Annotated in this window: 14 protein-coding genes; 9 read left to right on the top strand and 5 right to left on the bottom strand. The window is 59.4% G+C overall.

What is annotated here, in order from left to right:
• Nucleotides 1-681: 681 nt before the first annotated feature.
• Complete coding sequence (locus H3S97_RS05855) at nucleotides 682-1,854, top strand: aminotransferase class I/II-fold pyridoxal phosphate-dependent enzyme (protein ID WP_198219939.1); 1,173 nt, start codon at nucleotides 682-684, stop codon at nucleotides 1,852-1,854.
• Nucleotides 1,855-1,934: 80 nt separating this feature from the next.
• Nucleotides 1,935-2,927, top strand: a complete 993-nt coding sequence (locus tag H3S97_RS05850) for a D-2-hydroxyacid dehydrogenase (RefSeq protein WP_198219938.1) — start codon at nucleotides 1,935-1,937, stop codon at nucleotides 2,925-2,927.
• Nucleotides 2,928-2,966: 39 nt separating this feature from the next.
• Here H3S97_RS05850 and H3S97_RS05845 read toward each other — a convergent pair whose 3' ends face one another.
• Nucleotides 2,967-3,557, bottom strand: coding sequence for a xanthine phosphoribosyltransferase (locus tag H3S97_RS05845; protein ID WP_198219937.1), 591 nt, complete (start codon nucleotides 3,555-3,557; stop codon nucleotides 2,967-2,969).
• A 247-nt stretch (nucleotides 3,558-3,804) separates the two neighbouring features.
• On the opposite strand from H3S97_RS05845, the gene H3S97_RS05840 reads away from it, so the two are divergent.
• The gene (locus H3S97_RS05840; protein ID WP_045924523.1) at nucleotides 3,805-4,098 is read left to right on the top strand and encodes a hypothetical protein; all 294 of its coding nucleotides are present in this window, start codon (nucleotides 3,805-3,807) and stop codon (nucleotides 4,096-4,098) included.
• Between the two features lie 203 nt (nucleotides 4,099-4,301).
• On the top strand, nucleotides 4,302-6,806 hold the full coding sequence (locus H3S97_RS05835; protein WP_198219936.1) for a UvrD-helicase domain-containing protein: 2,505 nt from the start codon (nucleotides 4,302-4,304) through the stop codon (nucleotides 6,804-6,806).
• 51 nt (nucleotides 6,807-6,857) lie between these two features.
• Here H3S97_RS05835 and H3S97_RS05830 read toward each other — a convergent pair whose 3' ends face one another.
• The gene (locus H3S97_RS05830) at nucleotides 6,858-7,511 is read right to left on the bottom strand and encodes a response regulator transcription factor (protein WP_198219935.1); all 654 of its coding nucleotides are present in this window, start codon (nucleotides 7,509-7,511) and stop codon (nucleotides 6,858-6,860) included.
• Nucleotides 7,508-8,770: a sensor histidine kinase gene (locus tag H3S97_RS05825; protein ID WP_198219934.1), complete on the bottom strand. Its 1,263-nt coding sequence runs from the start codon at nucleotides 8,768-8,770 to the stop codon at nucleotides 7,508-7,510. Before H3S97_RS05825 ends, H3S97_RS05830 begins: the two co-directional genes overlap by 4 nt.
• Before the next feature lie 179 nt (nucleotides 8,771-8,949).
• Between H3S97_RS05825 and H3S97_RS05820 the strand changes: the two genes are divergently transcribed.
• The 4 genes from H3S97_RS05820 (at nucleotide 8,950) to H3S97_RS05805 (ending at nucleotide 13,158) form a co-directional block, all read left to right on the top strand.
• Nucleotides 8,950-9,906, top strand: a complete 957-nt coding sequence (locus H3S97_RS05820; RefSeq protein WP_198219933.1) for an ABC transporter ATP-binding protein — start codon at nucleotides 8,950-8,952, stop codon at nucleotides 9,904-9,906.
• A 40-nt stretch (nucleotides 9,907-9,946) separates the two neighbouring features.
• Entirely contained in the window at nucleotides 9,947-11,140 is a 1,194-nt protein-coding gene (locus tag H3S97_RS05815) for an ABC transporter permease (RefSeq protein ID WP_198219932.1), read from the top strand.
• Nucleotides 11,127-12,464 carry an ABC transporter permease gene (locus H3S97_RS05810; protein WP_198219931.1) on the top strand — a complete coding sequence of 446 codons (1,338 nt, stop codon included), beginning with the start codon at nucleotides 11,127-11,129 and terminating at the stop codon, nucleotides 12,462-12,464. The genes H3S97_RS05815 and H3S97_RS05810 overlap by 14 nt, the downstream gene beginning before the upstream one ends.
• A gap of 70 nt (nucleotides 12,465-12,534) precedes the next feature.
• On the top strand, nucleotides 12,535-13,158 hold the full coding sequence (locus H3S97_RS05805) for an NAD(P)H-dependent oxidoreductase (protein ID WP_232342432.1): 624 nt from the start codon (nucleotides 12,535-12,537) through the stop codon (nucleotides 13,156-13,158).
• A 114-nt stretch (nucleotides 13,159-13,272) separates the two neighbouring features.
• Here H3S97_RS05805 and H3S97_RS05800 read toward each other — a convergent pair whose 3' ends face one another.
• Both H3S97_RS05800 and H3S97_RS05795 read right to left on the bottom strand, forming a co-directional pair.
• Nucleotides 13,273-14,550: an MFS transporter gene (locus H3S97_RS05800; RefSeq protein ID WP_198219930.1), complete on the bottom strand. Its 1,278-nt coding sequence runs from the start codon at nucleotides 14,548-14,550 to the stop codon at nucleotides 13,273-13,275.
• Nucleotides 14,547-15,233: a TetR/AcrR family transcriptional regulator gene (locus H3S97_RS05795; protein ID WP_198187137.1), complete on the bottom strand. Its 687-nt coding sequence runs from the start codon at nucleotides 15,231-15,233 to the stop codon at nucleotides 14,547-14,549. Before H3S97_RS05795 ends, H3S97_RS05800 begins: the two co-directional genes overlap by 4 nt.
• A gap of 319 nt (nucleotides 15,234-15,552) precedes the next feature.
• Here H3S97_RS05795 and rpsD point away from each other — a divergent pair, with 319 nt between their 5' ends.
• Entirely contained in the window at nucleotides 15,553-16,179 is a 627-nt protein-coding gene (gene rpsD, locus H3S97_RS05790; RefSeq protein WP_015021916.1) for a 30S ribosomal protein S4, read from the top strand.
• Nucleotides 16,180-16,254: the final 75 nt, after the last annotated feature.

The following is a 16,254-nucleotide window of genomic DNA, read 5'->3' as shown; positions in this document are numbered from 1 at the left end:
GAGGCCTGACAGTCAGACAAGGTCGGTGTCGTGATCAAGTTTGGCAGTACGACACTACTTAGATATGGTTCATCACCCTGATTCGTTCTTGCCGATCATAGCGAAAAGATTGCGCTCAGCACGCAACCGATCAATGCGTGGGTTGGGATGGAATGGGATGGAATGGAATGAGATGAGAGCTTATGTGTGGATGAGGGTGGAGCTCTCTCAATGTGCTGATAAAGATTCGCAGGCCGCGATATGCCAGCCGGGTGAATGGGTGATTCGAGGAAACCTTCCAGGGAATGTCAAGATAGATCCCGGAAATTTCAAGATCAATCTGGTCTGGCATTGTGTCACCTGCTATAAACACGTGTTTTGCATGCCAGTCGCGTCCGCAAAATGGAAGAGACTGGTCAAATAATGGTCACGCTCATATGATTGTTGAAATTCCGCAGTATGCTTATCAACAATGCTGATTGTAGATTCCGCAGGAGGTTTCAGCATGCAGGGCACACGATTTACCTATTGGTGGCACGGATTCGATCTGTGACGCCGCGTGCCTTGTAGGAACGGTTGCATGGATCGGAACCCACCGGCCCTGCAGTCGTCGACAGCATTTCCCGTGCATCGTCACCGCATAGTCGGTAGGGCGGCACCAGCGACAATGGTTGTAGTAACCGCATGGGAAAGGACAAGCCAATGACATTGGCGGATCATATGAATGCCAGGGTCAAAGCCCTGGCACCGAGCGACATTCTCGAGTTCAACAAGGAGATCGCCGGAATAGACGGCATCGTGAAGCTGACCCTGGGGGAGCCTGACTTCTTCACCCCCGAGCACGTCAAGCAGGCGGGCATCCGGGCCATCCAGGACAACCACAGTCATTACACCGAAAGCCGCGGCATGCCCAGCCTTCGCAAGGCGGCGGCCGACTATCTACACGCCAAGTATGGACTGGACTACGACCCTGACACGCAAATGGTGATTACGGCCGGGGCCACGGGGGGCATCTTCTCGGGCCTGACCGCCATGATCAACCCGGGCGACACGGTCATCCTGCCCACGCCCATCTTCCCGCTCTACATCCCCATTGCCCAGCTGAGCGGTGCCAAGACCGTCTTCGTCGACACCTCCGATGACGGCTTCATTCTCAAGCCGGACAAGCTGGAGGCCGCCATCGAAAACAGCGATGGTCCGGTCAAGGCCCTGGTGCTCAACTATCCGACCAACCCCACCGGGGTGACCTACGCCCGTGAGGATCTGGAAGCACTGGCCCAGGTGGCGCGCAAGCACGGCTTCTTCGTGCTCAGCGATGAGATCTATGCCGAGCTGACCTATCAGGGCACCCATGTGTCCATGGGCACCATCCTGCCCGAACAAACGGTCGTTCTTGGCGGGGTTTCCAAGTCCCATGCCATGACTGGATGGCGGGTCGGCATCGCCGCTGGCCCGGCCGACGTCATTGATCAGATCAGCAAGGTCAACGAGTTCACCATCACTTCGGTGACCACCAATGCCCAGTATGCGGCCCAGGAGGCTCTGACCAAGGGCATGAACGACACGGATCCGATGCGCGAGGCCTACCGCAAGCGGCGGGACTATCTGGTCAAGGCCCTGCCAGAGGTGGGTCTGGACGTCATCGATCCCAAGGGGGCCTTCTATATCTTCGCCCGGCTGCCCGAGGGTATGCGCGACAGCTGGAGCTTCGTCTACGACCTGGCTCGAAAGGCCAAGGTGGCGGTAATCCCCGGAGCAAGCTTCGGGCCTGGGGGAGAAGGCTACGTCCGCATCTCCTATGCCGCCTCCATGGAGGATCTGCATACCGCCGTGGAGCGGATCGGCGACTATATGCGCGCTCAAAATCGCGGCTGATCCCTCCGGCGATTCACTCGGCAATCATCACAACCATCATCTAGCAACAATCAACGAAGACAGTTACCAAGGACTAGAAAATGACCAGTATTCTCATGTATTCAGTGCGCCCCGACGAGCAGGAGGCCATTCAGGCCTGGGCGCAAGCCAATGACATTCAGGTGGACACCACCGACCACGATCTGGGAATGAAGACCGTGGACATGATCAAGGGATACGACGGCATCGTCATCCAGCAGCACGCGGCCCTGCCCGAGCCGGAGCTCTACCAGCGGCTCAAGGACTATGGCCTCAAGCAGCTGACCCTGCGAATCACGGGGTATGACATCGTCAACCTGCAGGCCGCTCGGGAGAACGGGCTGGTCGTCACCAACGTGCCTGCCTACTCGCCTCGATCGGTCTCCGAACTGGTCCTGGCCCAGGTCATGCGTCTGGTCCGGCATCTGGGGGAGGCCAGCGCTCGCGAGTCAAAGGACGACTATACCTGGGCTGGGCTTCAGGCCCATGAGATTCACAACCTGACCGTGGGAATCATCGGAGCTGGCAAGATCGGATCCGCCGTGGCCAGGATCTTCCGGGCCCTGGGCTCCACCGTCATCGCCAACGATCCGGTTCACCGCCCCGAGCTGGCAGACACCCTGGATTACGTGGATCTACCCACGCTTTTGAAGCGGGCCGACATCGTCACCGTTCATACGCCGCTGGACGAGACCACCCACCATCTGATCAACGCGCAGGCCCTGGATGCCATGAAGCCCTCGGCCTTCCTGATCAACGCCGCCCGCGGCCCCATTGTGGACACCCCGGCCCTGATCAAGGCCCTGCAGACCAAGTCCATCGCGGGTGCCGCCATCGACACCATTGAGGGGGAGGCGGGCATCTTCGAAAAGGACCTGAGCGGGACCAAGGTCGACAACCAGGCCCTGGAGACCCTCAAGGCCATGCCCAATGTCGAGGTCTCGCCCCACATCGGCTTCTACACCGATGCCGCCGTGACCGCCATGGTCAACATCTCGCTGAACGACGTGAAGACCATTCTTGAGGGCGGCACCAGCGAGCATCAGGTGGACTGAGTCCATCGTTTATGCGACCCGGACCGGGTGCCGACCTACTCAGGCAGGATTGGGAGCAAAGGTGATGGTGCCCTGGTCCGGGTCCATGCTTTCCACGATGGCCAGGGACTTGAGGTTGTAGCCCTCTTTGCGCAGGGTGCGGCCGCCCTCCTGGAAGCCCTTCTCCACGGCGATGCCGATGCCCTCGATGACGACCTTGGCATCATGGCAGATGTCGATCAGACCGTGCAGGGCGTTGCCCTTGGCCAGGAAGTCGTCAAGGATCAGCACATGCTCGCCCTCCTTGAGGAAGCGCTTGGCCACGATGACGGGGTACTCACGCTGCTTGGTGAAGGAGTAGATGCGGGCCGTGTACTGGTCGCCGTCAAGGTTGATGGACTGGGTCTTCTTGGCGAAGACCACCGGCACGTCCCCGAAGTGGCGGGCGGCCAGGCAGGCTATGCCGATGCCGGATGCCTCGATGGTCAGAATCTTGTCGATCCGGTGACCGGCGAACAGGCGGGCCCATTCAGCGCCCATGTGGTCGAAGAGCCGCACGTCGCACTGATGATTGAGGAAGGCGTCCACCTTGAGTACATTGCCAGGCTTGACCGTGCCCTGGCGGCGGATTCGCTCCTCAAGTTCCTGCATGTCATCGTCCTTGTCGTCATGAATGCGGGGCCCCTATGGTCCCGACGGATAGACACCAAGATAACCCGGTTCTGGGACTGTTGTCCGGCCGCCCTGATCCGCCAGGTTTCACCTCCAGCGGATTGGAGTGTCTTCCTGGCGTGTCAGCCCGTCAATCCGCGGATTCAAGGCCCTGACTGTTACAGTGAAAATTGACCGCAATGGTCACGCATCGTCACGGTGCGTTCAAGGACCTAAGGAGGACCATATGGGGATTCTGGATGATGCAAAGGATGCCATGAAGTCTGCCGGCGAGAAGATTTCCGATGTCGCTGGCGATGTAAAGGACACCGTTATGGACAAGGCATCCGATGCCAAGGACGCCGTTGCCGACAAGATGGGCGACGCCAAGGACGCTGCCCAGGACAAGATGGGCGACGCCAAGGACGCCGCTTCCGACAAGATGGACCAGGCCAAGGCCGATGCCAAGGTCGGCAAGGCCAAGGCTGAGCAGGGCGCCACCGAGGCTGTCAACAACGCCAAGGACCAAGTGCGCAACTGACTGGGTCATCTCGACTTCCCCGACTAAACCCCGTTCGCCTTCCCTATCTAAGGCGGACGGGGTCTTTATTTCTGTTCGTATGCTTGCTGGCTAACCCATGAGCCAAGATCGATGACACCGCTTTGTGGTAGAAATGGTTCTTTGCCGGGTGTGCGCCATCCGGCCTGTGATGGTGACGGAGACCAGATGGCAAGAGGTGGCTTGTGAACGAGGAACCGGACTTGATCCAGCGCAGCGCCAAGGAGCTGCTCAAGGGACTCAACGATCGGCAGGCCGAGGCAGTGCAATACCAGGGGCCGGCCCTGCTGATCGGTGCAGGTGCAGGCTCGGGCAAGACCAGGGTGCTGACCCGCAGAATCGCCTGGATCCTCAGCCAGTTCGGCGCTTGGCCCAGCCAGATTCTGGCCATTACCTTCACCAACAAGGCAGCATCGGAGATGCGCGAGCGTCTGCGCCGGCTGATCGGGCCCGTGGCCGACCGCATGTGGGTGTCTACCTTCCACTCGGCTTGCGTGCGCATTCTGAGGCGGGATGGCAAGGAGATCGGCCTGCGATCAGGCTTCACCATCTATGACACGGCCGATTCCGAGCGCCTGATCAAGCTGATCGGCAAGGATCTGAACATCGATCTGAAGCGCTACACCCCCAGAAACATTCTGAGCCACATCTCCGACTACAAGAACAACCTGCAGGATTGGCGCACGCAGCTGCAGGAGTACGCCCCCGACTACCGGCCCGGTCAGCGTGGCCAGCAGATCACCGCCCGTTTCGGTAACGAGGAAGAGCTCTACTCCGTGGTCTACGCCGAGTACGAGCACCGGCTGGCTCAGGCCAACGCGGTCGACTTCGACGATCTGATCGTACGCACGGTCCAGCTGCTCCAGCAGTCCCCGATGGTGGCGCAGTATTACCACCATCGCTTCCGCTACGTGCTGGTGGACGAGTACCAGGACACCAACCATGCCCAGTACGTGCTCATGCGTGAGCTGGCCGGTGCCGATGCCGGCAAGCAGGACCAGGCCTGGATCACCGTGGTGGGCGATTCGGACCAGTCCATCTATGCCTTCCGAGGGGCCGACATCAGCAACATCAGGGACTTCGAGAAGGACTTCCCCGGAGCCCGGACCATACTCCTGGAGCAGAACTACCGTTCCACCCAGACCATTCTGGATGCGGCCAACGCAATCATTGTCAAGAACGAGGGGCGCAAGCCCAAGAAACTCTGGACCGCCCTGGGCAAGGGGGAGCCCATCGTGGGCTATGCAGCCGACAACGCCCAGCAGGAGGCCGCATGGATCGCCACCGAGATCGCCCGGTTGCGCAGCGAGGAGGGCATTCCCTACTCCGACATGGCCATCATGTACCGGGCCAACGCCCAGTCCCGCGCCCTGGAGGAGGGGCTGATCAACGCCGGTCTGCCTTATCAGCTGGTGGGCGGGACCCGCTTCTACGAGCGTAAGGAAATCAAGGACGCCCTGGCCTACCTGCACGCCATCGCCAATCCCCAGGACGACGTGAACATGCGGCGAATACTCAACGTGCCCAAGCGCGGCCTGGCCGCACGTGCCGAGGCGGCGGCAACCTCCTATGCCGATCTGCATCAGGTCTCCTTCTGGCAGGGGGTGCAGCATATCGAGGAGGTACCCGGGGCCTCCACGCTGATGGTCAAGCGGATGAAGGCCTTCAGGGATCTGATCACCTCCCTGACCGGCTTTGCCGCAGAGCACGATACCAAGCCGTCCCAGATTGTTGAGAAGGTTCTGGAGGAGTCCGGCATGTTGGATGAGCTGCGCAAGTCAGTCGATCCGCAGGATGCCTCCAGGCTGGAGAACCTTGGCCAGCTGCAGTCCGTGGCAGCCGAGTTCGAGCAGAAGACTCCCGACGCCACGCTGGCCGGTTTCCTGGAGACCACGGCACTGGTGGCAGACTCGGACCAGCTGCCGGGCCTGGGCGATGACTCGGGCAAGGTGACGCTGATGACCCTGCACACGGCCAAGGGTCTGGAGTATCCGGTGGTCTTCCTGACCGGCATGGAGCAGGGAACCTTCCCACACTCACGTTGCCTGGAGGATGCCGACGAGATGCAGGAGGAGCGTCGACTGGCCTATGTGGGCGTGACCCGTGCCAAGCGGCGTCTTTACCTCACCCGGGCGGCCGTCCGCTCCCAGTGGGGGCAGGTCAATGAGATGCTGCCCAGCCAGTTCCTGGATGACATCCCTGATGAGCTGATCGACTGGAAGCGTAGGCAGGCAGGCAACGAGCGGATGCGCACAGGCTGGGACCTGGGTGATGATGAGGACGAATTCGGCGGCTTCGAGGATGAAAGCGACGGCCGTGCATTCGGCCATCGTTCATTCGGCGGGTTCGGCTCCGGCTTCGGCTCTTCCCGCAATGGGTACGGGCGCTCGCGGGCCTCCTCGCAGCGGCCGTTCGGTTCCTCCTCCAGAAATGGAAGGGTCACGACCCGGCGGAGCACGACAGGCTCATCGTCAACCTCACACGCTGGCAGGGCCTCGGCCCAGCCCAAGTCGAATGGCCTGTCCATCCAGGACTTCTCCCTGGGGGACAGGGTGGCCCACGACCAGTATGGCCTGGGCAAGGTGGTCGATATTCAGGACAAGGGGCACAACTCGGTCCTGACCGTGGACTTCGGCTCCGAGGGGACCAAGAGGCTGATGCTGCGCTTGGCGCCGATCGAAAAGCTCTGAACGATCGAGAATCAGGACCTACCCACGGACGGGACCACAGAATCTATGCGTTCATGACTCTTGCGAGGACAGCCATTCCACGGCGAGCTGGGTGCGGTTGGCCAGGTTGGTCTTGGCCAGGATGGCGGAGATGTGATTGCGGACGGTGCCTTCGCTGAGGCAAAGCCGCCTGGCGATGGCCTGGTTATCGAGGCCATCGGCCACCAGAGCGACGATTTCACGTTCGCGGTCGGTCAAGGTTTGGAAGCGCCGGGGAACAGGCTTGGACGGGTCCTTTCGCGTCTGCTCCTCCTGCTTACCAAGCGACAGATTAGCCACGGCCTCGGCTCCGAGAACCGTCTGCCCGGCCATGACGGCCTGGAGGGCCGGCACCACCGAGGCCACGTCCTGCTTGATCACATACCCCTTGGCTCCCAGGGCCAGGGCGCGGGAAATATATTCCTTGTCTGCAAAGGTGGTCAGAAAGAGCACACGGGCAGCCGAATCCATGGCGATGATGCGTTCGGCCGCCTCCAGGCCATCCATGCCCGGCATCTGCACGTCAAGCAGCAGCACGTCAGGCCTGCCGCCAGGGGCCTGAAAACTCTCAAGGGCTGACTGGCCGTCATTGGCTGTCCAGATCACGTCTGCAGTACCGGTAGCCGTCAGAATCGTTGACAGGGATGAGCAGACAATCGGATCGTCATCAGCGATAGCGACTTTCATGCCATGACCTTCTTATCCTCTACTTGCTCATCTGTGCTGTGGCTGGACCAGGGCTCCTTGGGCAAGGATACGAAGACCTTCCATCCTTGTCGGTTGGGACCGCTGTTGGCCGTGCCGCCCAAGGCTCTGGCCCTGGCCTCCATATCAGCCAGCCCCATGCCGCGCTGGAGCTCTGGCTCCTTTGGGTGCGTGCCGTCAGGCTGCGACTGCTGACTCCCGCCGTCATCCTGCACCACCATTTGCCAGAAGGCCGGAAGGTCGCGCAGAACCACCTGCGCTGACTTGGCTGAAGAATGGCGGATCGTATTGGTAAGGGCCTCACGAACAATGGTGGCCAGGCAACGGCACACTGGTGCAGGCGCTGTCTCGATGCCGTTGTTCAGATCGACCTTCAGCCGCCCCATAGAAGCCTCGGAGCTGGCTTCCTCCATCTGGGATGCGAAGTCGGTGCCCTCATCCTCCAAGTCATGCACCGAACGACGAATTGTGGTCATGGCCTCATTCAGGGTCTTGCCGACATCATCCAGCATATGCTCGGTAGCCTGATCGCCCTTGCTTTCAGCCACCGCACGGCCAGCCTGGATCTGCATGATGGCGCGGGTGAGCTGGTGGCCCACATTGTCATGAATATCTCGGGCGATCCGGGTTCGCTCGGATAAATGCGCCATCCGGGTTGCCTGGGCCCGCTCCTCGTCCAGGTCGTTGATGCGGCCGTGCAATTGGCGAATCCGGTAGCGCTCGGTGTCTTCAATCCGCCATTCACGACCCTTAGCCACGGCCAAGTGCGCACATGCCAGTCCGCCGCCTTGCGTCAGTGCTGATGTCAACAAAGCAAGCAGCGCATAGCCTTGGGTGAGGCCTCTGAACAGTATGAGGTCAGTGATGGCAGGTATCAGCCAAAAGAATGCAGGCAGCAAGGCCAAGAGCTGCCTGAGGGAGGCCAGCACAGAGTCCTTGGCCTGGGTGTTTTTAAAGTCGGCTGATCCGGTAGCTGGAACCATGGTTCCGAGTCCGACTCCCGCCTCGAAGGCCAGAGCCGGCAAGAAGAAAAGCCAGACAGGTATGAACATTGCCAAAAGCGACACCAGAGCGCCGCCCCACATGGAACCTGGCGCCGGCAGCAGCCATTCACACAGGGCCCCTGCGGCTAGAGAGGCCAGGAGGCCGGCGATCAGGGTTGCTGAAACCCCTGAACCATACCATGATCCGCATAAGGTCCCCAAAGCAAGCAGGACCAGCCAACCAGCTATCCTGCCCATGAATGTCTCCTCGCCCTGTTGTCCTACTGTCTCAAATAATAATTGGCGGGCTACCCCTTCCTGCGCCTATCCGCATGCGGGAGTACCCATGACAAATGTAATAGGTCTGATTCGAACATCCACAATATCGATGACGGCTGTCACGGTGTTGGGCCAGCCATAGCTGGGATGATGGAATCATGAACAGTTCACGTGAGCAAGAGCCGGCCTTGCAGGTCAGAGCATTGGTGAAGCGCTACGGTGACATGGTGGCCTTGGACCACTTCGATATGGAAGTCGGTCGTGGTGAGGTATTCGGACTGCTCGGCCCCAATGGTTCAGGCAAGTCAACCGCCATCAACTGCATCCTGGCACTGCTCAGCTATGAATCGGGGACGGTTCGGATATTCGGGCAGGAGATGACCCCGACCTCCTATGACCTCAAAAGTCATATCGGCGTGGTTCCACAGAATGTGGCTGTTTTCAATGAACTGAACGTGCAGGAGAACATTGACTATTTCTGCTCCCTCTATGTGCCTAGGAAGGCCGACCGCAAGGAGCTGGTGGAACAGGCCATAGACTTCGTAGGGCTGGGCGACTTCCGCAAGTTCCGTCCCGGCAAGCTGTCGGGCGGTCTGTTGCGCAGGCTCAACATCGCCTGTGGCATCGCCCATCAGCCCGACCTCATCTGCTTCGACGAGCCCACCGTCGCCGTGGATCCCCAGAGCCGCAACGCCATCCTGGAAGGCATCGAGCGGCTGAACGCCCAGGGGGCCACCGTGGTCTACACCAGCCATTACATGGAGGAGGTGGAGCAGATCTGCACGCGGATCATGATCATGGACCACGGCCGACAGATCGCCCTGGGCACTGCTGAGAAACTCAAGGGCATGGTCCAGGCCGGCGAGCAGGTCACCGTCGAGACCCTGGACCTGCAGGAGTCCACTCTGGCCAAGATCCGCGCCCTGCCTCTGACCCAGTCCGTCGACTATGACGGCAAGGAGCTGGTCATCCACTGCCGGCAGGGCGAGCACAACCTGCAGGATGTGCTGACGGTCCTGGAATCCACCCAGACCAGCTACGGCCACCTGACCAGCCGTCCGCCATCCCTGAACGACGTGTTTCTGGAACTGACCGGCAAGGAACTGCGCGACTGAGCGCGGTCCCAGGCTCAATTGCCGTAAGGAGCACCTATTCATGTGGAACTCATTCCTGATCAACGTCAAGACCTCGATACGCAACACCTCCTCCCTCTTCTGGGTACTGGCATTTCCAGTCATATTGGCCGCTCTGATGCTGGGCATCATGGGCAACCTGCAAGACGGTTACTCTGCCGAGGCGCAACATTTCGCCATAGTCTCTGACGCCAACTGGAAAGCCAGCCTGGGCGCTGACGAATTGGTTTCATCACTATCGAAGAAACCCAAGGCAGGGACCGATGAGACTCAGCTGCTTATCCCGACGACAGTGGCTTCCAGGGCCGAAGCAGACACACGTCTGGATAGTCAGAAGGACATCGGCTACCTGTACGCGGGTTCTGACGGACGGGTCAACATGGTCCTGTCCGATCGTGAAGCCGCCAACATCCAATCCGACTCAACTGCCTCAGAAGGCATAACGGTCTCTATTCTCTCCGCCTCGCTAGTCAGCTTCAATCAGGCCAACTCGGCAAGCTCAACCTTGGCCTTGCCAAATACTCAAATACTGCTGCAATCCGGCCAACAGACCTACACTAAGCAAATCCGTCTGACCCATATCAATCCTTCGATGACCGCACCTTACTTCTTTGCCGTGCTCGCTATGGCCTGCCTTATCGGCGCCAGCACCGCAGCAGAGATGATTGCCAGGACCCAGCCCAACCTTTCAGCCCTGGGAGCCCGACGGGCCAGTTCTCCCAGCCCCAAGTGGCGGCAGGCAGCAGGTGCCTTCCTGGCCTCCTGGCTCTTCTCCGCAGTCAGCCTCCTGGTCGCCTACATCTTCGTCCGCACAGTCTGCGGCGTGCAAACCGGCGGCCGTGACCCGATAGCTCTCATAGCCATCGCCGTGGGCACCTTCATGGCCACTGCTTTCGGTTCTATGATGGGCGCCATTCCCAAACTTTCCACCGAAACGAAGGTTGGCCTGGTCATAGGCATCGACTGCACGCTGAGCGCCTTCATCGGTCTCTACGGCAGCCTGGCTATGGACCTCAACAACGCCATCCAGGAGCACGCTCCGATCCTTCACTTGATCAACCCCGTCAAGCAGGTCTCCAACCTCTTCTACGACATCGTCTACTACGACAGCCTGGCACCCTTCACCCGGACCTGCGGCATCCTGGTTATCATGACCGCCGTCTTTCTGGCCATCTGTGGTCTGTTCCTAAGGAAACAACGTTATGAATACTTGTAAAACGGCACTGCGCGTCATCTGGGCGCATAAGTTCTACCTCCTCCTGTACCTGGTGGGGATGAGCCTCATCATGATTGTCATCGGTTCCACAAACATGCAGGCCGCGGTACGTGCCAATGCCTCAAGCTCGGTTGGGCGCTTTGAACCCGCGAAGGCGAAAATAGTCGTTATCAACAGGGACCGTGGCAACCAGGTCGGTTGTGAGCTGGGCCAAGGTCTGGAGCGGTACCTGGGCAAGTCGGCCCAACTGGTGACAGTCGAAGATAAGCCTCAAGCCCTGCAGGACGCCAATGTATCCGGCAAAAGCGATTTGACCGTCATCATTCCAGCGGGATATGGCCAACGCTTTCTTGATGCGCTTGAAGATACTGCTGCCCAAGCTCACAGCGGTAGCAAAGCCACTGATCTCCCTAAAGTTGAAACAGCTGCCTCCTATAATTCCAGCCGCGGCAGTTTGGCACAACTGCAGGTGGACAGTTATTTCGATGCTCTTCGCACTGCTCTGCTACCAGATCTGGGTCAAAACGGTCCCATGAAGCTGCATTCGTCTGCAGCGATCGAGGATGCGGCTGCCTATGCAGTATCGCACTATGCCAGCAGCCAGCCACATGTGGGCATCCATGCCAGCCCAAAGGATGATGACCATGGCGCCCTCTTGGAAGGCTTCGCCACCACCGTCGGCCTGGCTGCCTTTCCCCTGATGACAGCGCTGACGGTCTGTGTTGCTACGCTTTTCGGAGCCTTCAGTTCTCCCGACCGACATCGCCGCCTGCTTGCCTCTCCAATGCGATCAAGCAGCCTGAACGGACAGGAGCTCACAGCAGCCCTCATCCTGGCGGGCTTCTCCTGGTTATACTACGTGGCACTCGTCGCTTTCAGCATGGCGGCGTCAGGGGTGTCCTTGGTTTCGCTTGGCTGGGGGAGGGTGCTGCTGAGCTTTTTCGTCATGCTGATATTCGCTGTGTCGGCGGCCTCCTTTGGATTCATGCTTGCTCAGTTCAATCCTTCCTCTTCTCTCATAAACTCGGTAGGGGTCATCTTCGGCCTGGTGGTTATGTTCACCTCCGGGTCAAGTTCGGGAGGCCCCCTGCCTCCGGTCATGCAGACCATCGGCAAATTGACGCCGGGCTGGTGGTACAACACAGCAGTCCAATCAATCATGGATTCCAGCGCAGCAGGTCCGGCCTCCTGGGGTCTTCCGTTGACCGTGGTCGCACTGTTTGCACTGGCTTATGCCTGCCTCGGTCTCATGGTCTCCCGCCTGATGCGCACGCGGGCCACCCTGGTCGCTCCTGTCAGTTCCGACCCCAGCATGATCGGGTAGTTTTTCCGCATTCATATCATCTTTCTGTCAACGGTTTTGCTTATGGTAATCTACCGAATATAAAATAATTTTGGAGAATAGAGCCAAAACCGAATGCAGCACAACTGAAGAAGTAAATGATATGAACATACTCGTTATTCAAGGATCACCCTATGGAGGTAGTTTCAGCCACACCAACGCCCAGGCTTATGCACAAGCTGCCCGGCGTAAAGGCCACACGGTCGAAATGATCGACCTCAGCCAGGAAGACTTTGACCCAGTGCTTCGCTACGGCTATGTCAAGCACATGGAGGACGAATCAGCGCCTAAGCGTTATCAAAACATGGTTGCACGAGCCGATCATCTGGTCTTCGTCTTCCCCATTTGGTGGGCGGGCGAACCGGCCATCCTCAAGGGCTGGCTGGATAGGGTACTCACGCCCCAATTTGCCTACAGATATGAGAGCAGCCTTAAGTCGGAGGGGCTGCTCAGAGGCAAGACGGCGCAAATTATCAGTAGCAGCCATGGGCCGGCCTTCGTCTCCAAGATGTATGGCTCCACCGTGACCCGATGGAAGTACTCCATCCTGAAATTCTGCGGTATCAAATTCACCGGGGCCAGCATTCTGGGCTGCATAGATTCGAAGATTGATACACCTGAACGCCGCGACGCCTTCACTCGGAGGATTTGCGAGACAGTCCCCTCAGCAAAGTAAGGCCTGTCAGCCTTATTGAGACGCTTTTGTGTCTATGTCGCTAAGCGATGGGTCCCTGGTCGTCAATGGCGAAAAAGCGCCGGCGCGGCATTCAAAAGGCCTTCACTTCGTTGATCATTCATCCGGCTTCATGGCCAGTCTGGCAATCAGACATGTCAGTAGTGTCACCGTGACCACCCCAGTGATGATCAGGGTCATGGGGCAGTGGTCGATCAGCGGGCCGAAGGCGGCCTGTCCCAGCGGAATCGCGCACATGCATAGACTGTTGGTCAGCCCTATTACTTTGCCTATCAGCATTGCAGGGGTATGAATCTGCTCGTAGGACATGGAAGTGATGTTGACCGTCTGCACCATTCCCGCAGCCAGAGCCATGCATCCGGTTACCAGGGCGAAGAGGACATAAGTCGGCAAATGCAGAAGCAGTCCTGCTGCAATGGGCAGGAGGACCAGGGCGCTGCCCGAGAGCAGCATGGGTATCCGTTGCAGATAGAACCAGGTTGGGCGGATGGACACCAGGATGGCTCCAAGCAGGCTCCCGCAGGCCAGTATCCCTTCGGCCAGCCCCTGCATGGCATTGCTCAGACCCAGTGTCCGAGTGATCATATATGGCAGGGCCACGTTGATGTACGAGGCAAAGATCAGGTTGGCCGCCAGGCTGAGTCCTATGACCACTTTGAGGTTGCTGTGCCTGACCAGAAATTGTGCAGCGGCTTTGGTGTCCGCGACCAGATGGCCCACCAGTGCTCTCGGACCTTGGGAGGTGTCCTGTGCTGGTTCAGGAATCCTGACGGCAATTCTGATCCAGACGGCAGAGAGAAGACAGACCAAGGCGGCAACCCCGACCACTTGCATGATTCCGAAGAAGCCCATGACCATGCCAGCCAACACTGGCCCGATCATTCCCACCAGGGAGATCGCCTGGGAAACCAGGGCTGAGGCGCGGGTCAGGTCTTTGCTGTCCGCCAGGCAGTGAAGGGCTGCTTGCACGGTTGGGCTGTAACAGGCCCTGTAGGCATTGACCAGCATCATGCAGGCCACGGTCAAAAAAACCGGGTCAATCTTCTGGCTTATCAGGATGTACAAGAAGGCGGTCAATGCTGACAGAATGTCCAGCACCGCCATGGTGGACTGCTTGTGCAGCCGGTCGGCCAGAGCTCCGCCCAGGGGGGTCAGGAGTATGGATGGAAGGACCGCCAGAGCAGAGACCATGCCATAGAGGGATGCCGATCCTGAGATGTTGAGCAGGTGAAGCGGAAGGGCGAAGACCAAACATGTTTGCCCCAGATTGGAGAGAATCTCAGTCGTCAGAAGAGCAATGAAGGGCAGTGTCAGCAGCCCTCTGCCCTTGGAGCGGTCTCTACTTGGAGCTTGGTCGTGAGCGGGCGGGTTCATATCGCGACTTCGCTTTCAGTCTTCTCATGGTCGTTGCTTTTGGCGTCGGTGCCGAAGGATGCCAGAAGGTCCGAGAATCCCTGATCTTGCAGGGGGATGCCCAAGCTTTGCATGATCGTGAAGAAACAGGCGGCTCTGGTGCGCAGCTCAGCTTGCGTGCCTTGGCGAAAGAAGGGCAGCAGCCACATGTTGGCCAGCAGGCGGAGGATCTCCGCGGCTTGTTCGACCTGGTTCACATGCATTGATCCGTCCTGATTGCCCTGTGTGATCAGGTCGACAAAGTCGTCCCGCTCGTCCACCAAGGCGGTGAATTCCATGCCGATCATCTTGGGATTGGCCTTTGGGTTGAATTTGCGGAACATCAGATTCGCGGCATCCAGTCTCTTTTGCGCTCGCTTGGTGGAGAAGAGGGACTGCAGCTGCTCCAAAGCCGTGCCTTGCTTCGAGCGAGCATGGTTCTTGCCGGTCGTCTCACTCATCGCCTTCATCAACCTGTCGGCCACGGCGTCGAAGAGGTCTTCCTTGGATCGAAAATGGTGGTAGACGGCCCCTCTGCTCAGGCCTCCGGTCGCATCGATGATGTCCTGCATACTGGTTTTGTCGTAGCCCTGACGGGTGAAGAGCTCCGTGGCGGCTTTGATGATTCGTTCCTGCGTCAGCTCAGGATGTGCGTTGCGGGCCATGGCCGTTTTCCTTTCAGGTCGCTGAGACGAGTCGTCGCTGATCGGTTGGGGGGAGTCAGCCAGCCTTGACTGAATATCATACCGACCGTTGGTATGAATATATCACAACATACCTACTGTCGCCGGTCGGGCTCATGTGGTTTAATGAACACTTGGTTTGCGCATTTGTGCGCGGACCTATCTGGAGTCTCAGCCCATCAATGGGTCGGCGGCCGCAAGGTCGTTCGTGCTTGGCACGGTGAAGCATTGGAGAGGCCTGACTCGACGGTTCCGGCCGTCTTCGTTCAGATAACGACAGAAGCAAGTAAGGATTGCATCAATGACTAACATTCAGCGTGCGCGTCGCCAGGTCCGCCTGTCCCGCGCTCTGGGCATCGCCCTGACCCCCAAGGCCCAGCGCCTGTTCGAGAAGCGCCCCTATGGCCCCGGCGAGCACGGCCGCAGCCGCCGTCGCACCGAGTCCGACTACGCCGTCCGTCTGCGCGAGAAGCAGAGGCTGCGCGCCCAGTACGGCGTCTCCGAGAAGCAACTGCGTGCCGCCTATGAGCGGGGCACCCATGAGTCCGGCCAGACCGGTGCCGCCATGCTTCGCGAGCTGGAGTGCCGCCTGGACAACCTGGTCCTGCGCGCCGGCATCGCCCGCACCACCGCCCAGGCCCGTCAGTACGTGGTTCACCGCCACATCCTGGTCGACGGCAACATCGTGGACCGTCCCTCCTACAGGGTCAAGCCCGGCCAGACCATCCAGGTCAAGCCCAAGAGCCAGACCATGGTCCCCTTCCAGATCGCCGCCGAAGGCGTCCACCGGGATGTGCTGCCCGCAGTCCCCGGCTACCTGGACGTGGACCTGGCCTCCCTGAAGGCCAGCCTGGTCCGCAAGCCCGAGCCGGAGGAGATCCCGGTTCAGATCAACATCCAGTACGTGGTCGAGTTCTACGCTCGCTGACCACTAGGAACTTCCACTAGTAACTTTGAGGCCCCGGTCCGTCCGGGGCCTTTTGCATGTCAGGATCTGCCGAGC

Origin of the sequence: Bifidobacterium choladohabitans, from assembly GCF_016102005.1 — a bacterium.
GTDB classification, from domain to species: Bacteria; Actinomycetota; Actinomycetes; order Actinomycetales; family Bifidobacteriaceae; genus Bombiscardovia; species Bombiscardovia choladohabitans.
Note: the sequence above shows the minus strand (reverse complement) of the source record. Positions and strands in the feature narration are given on the sequence as shown.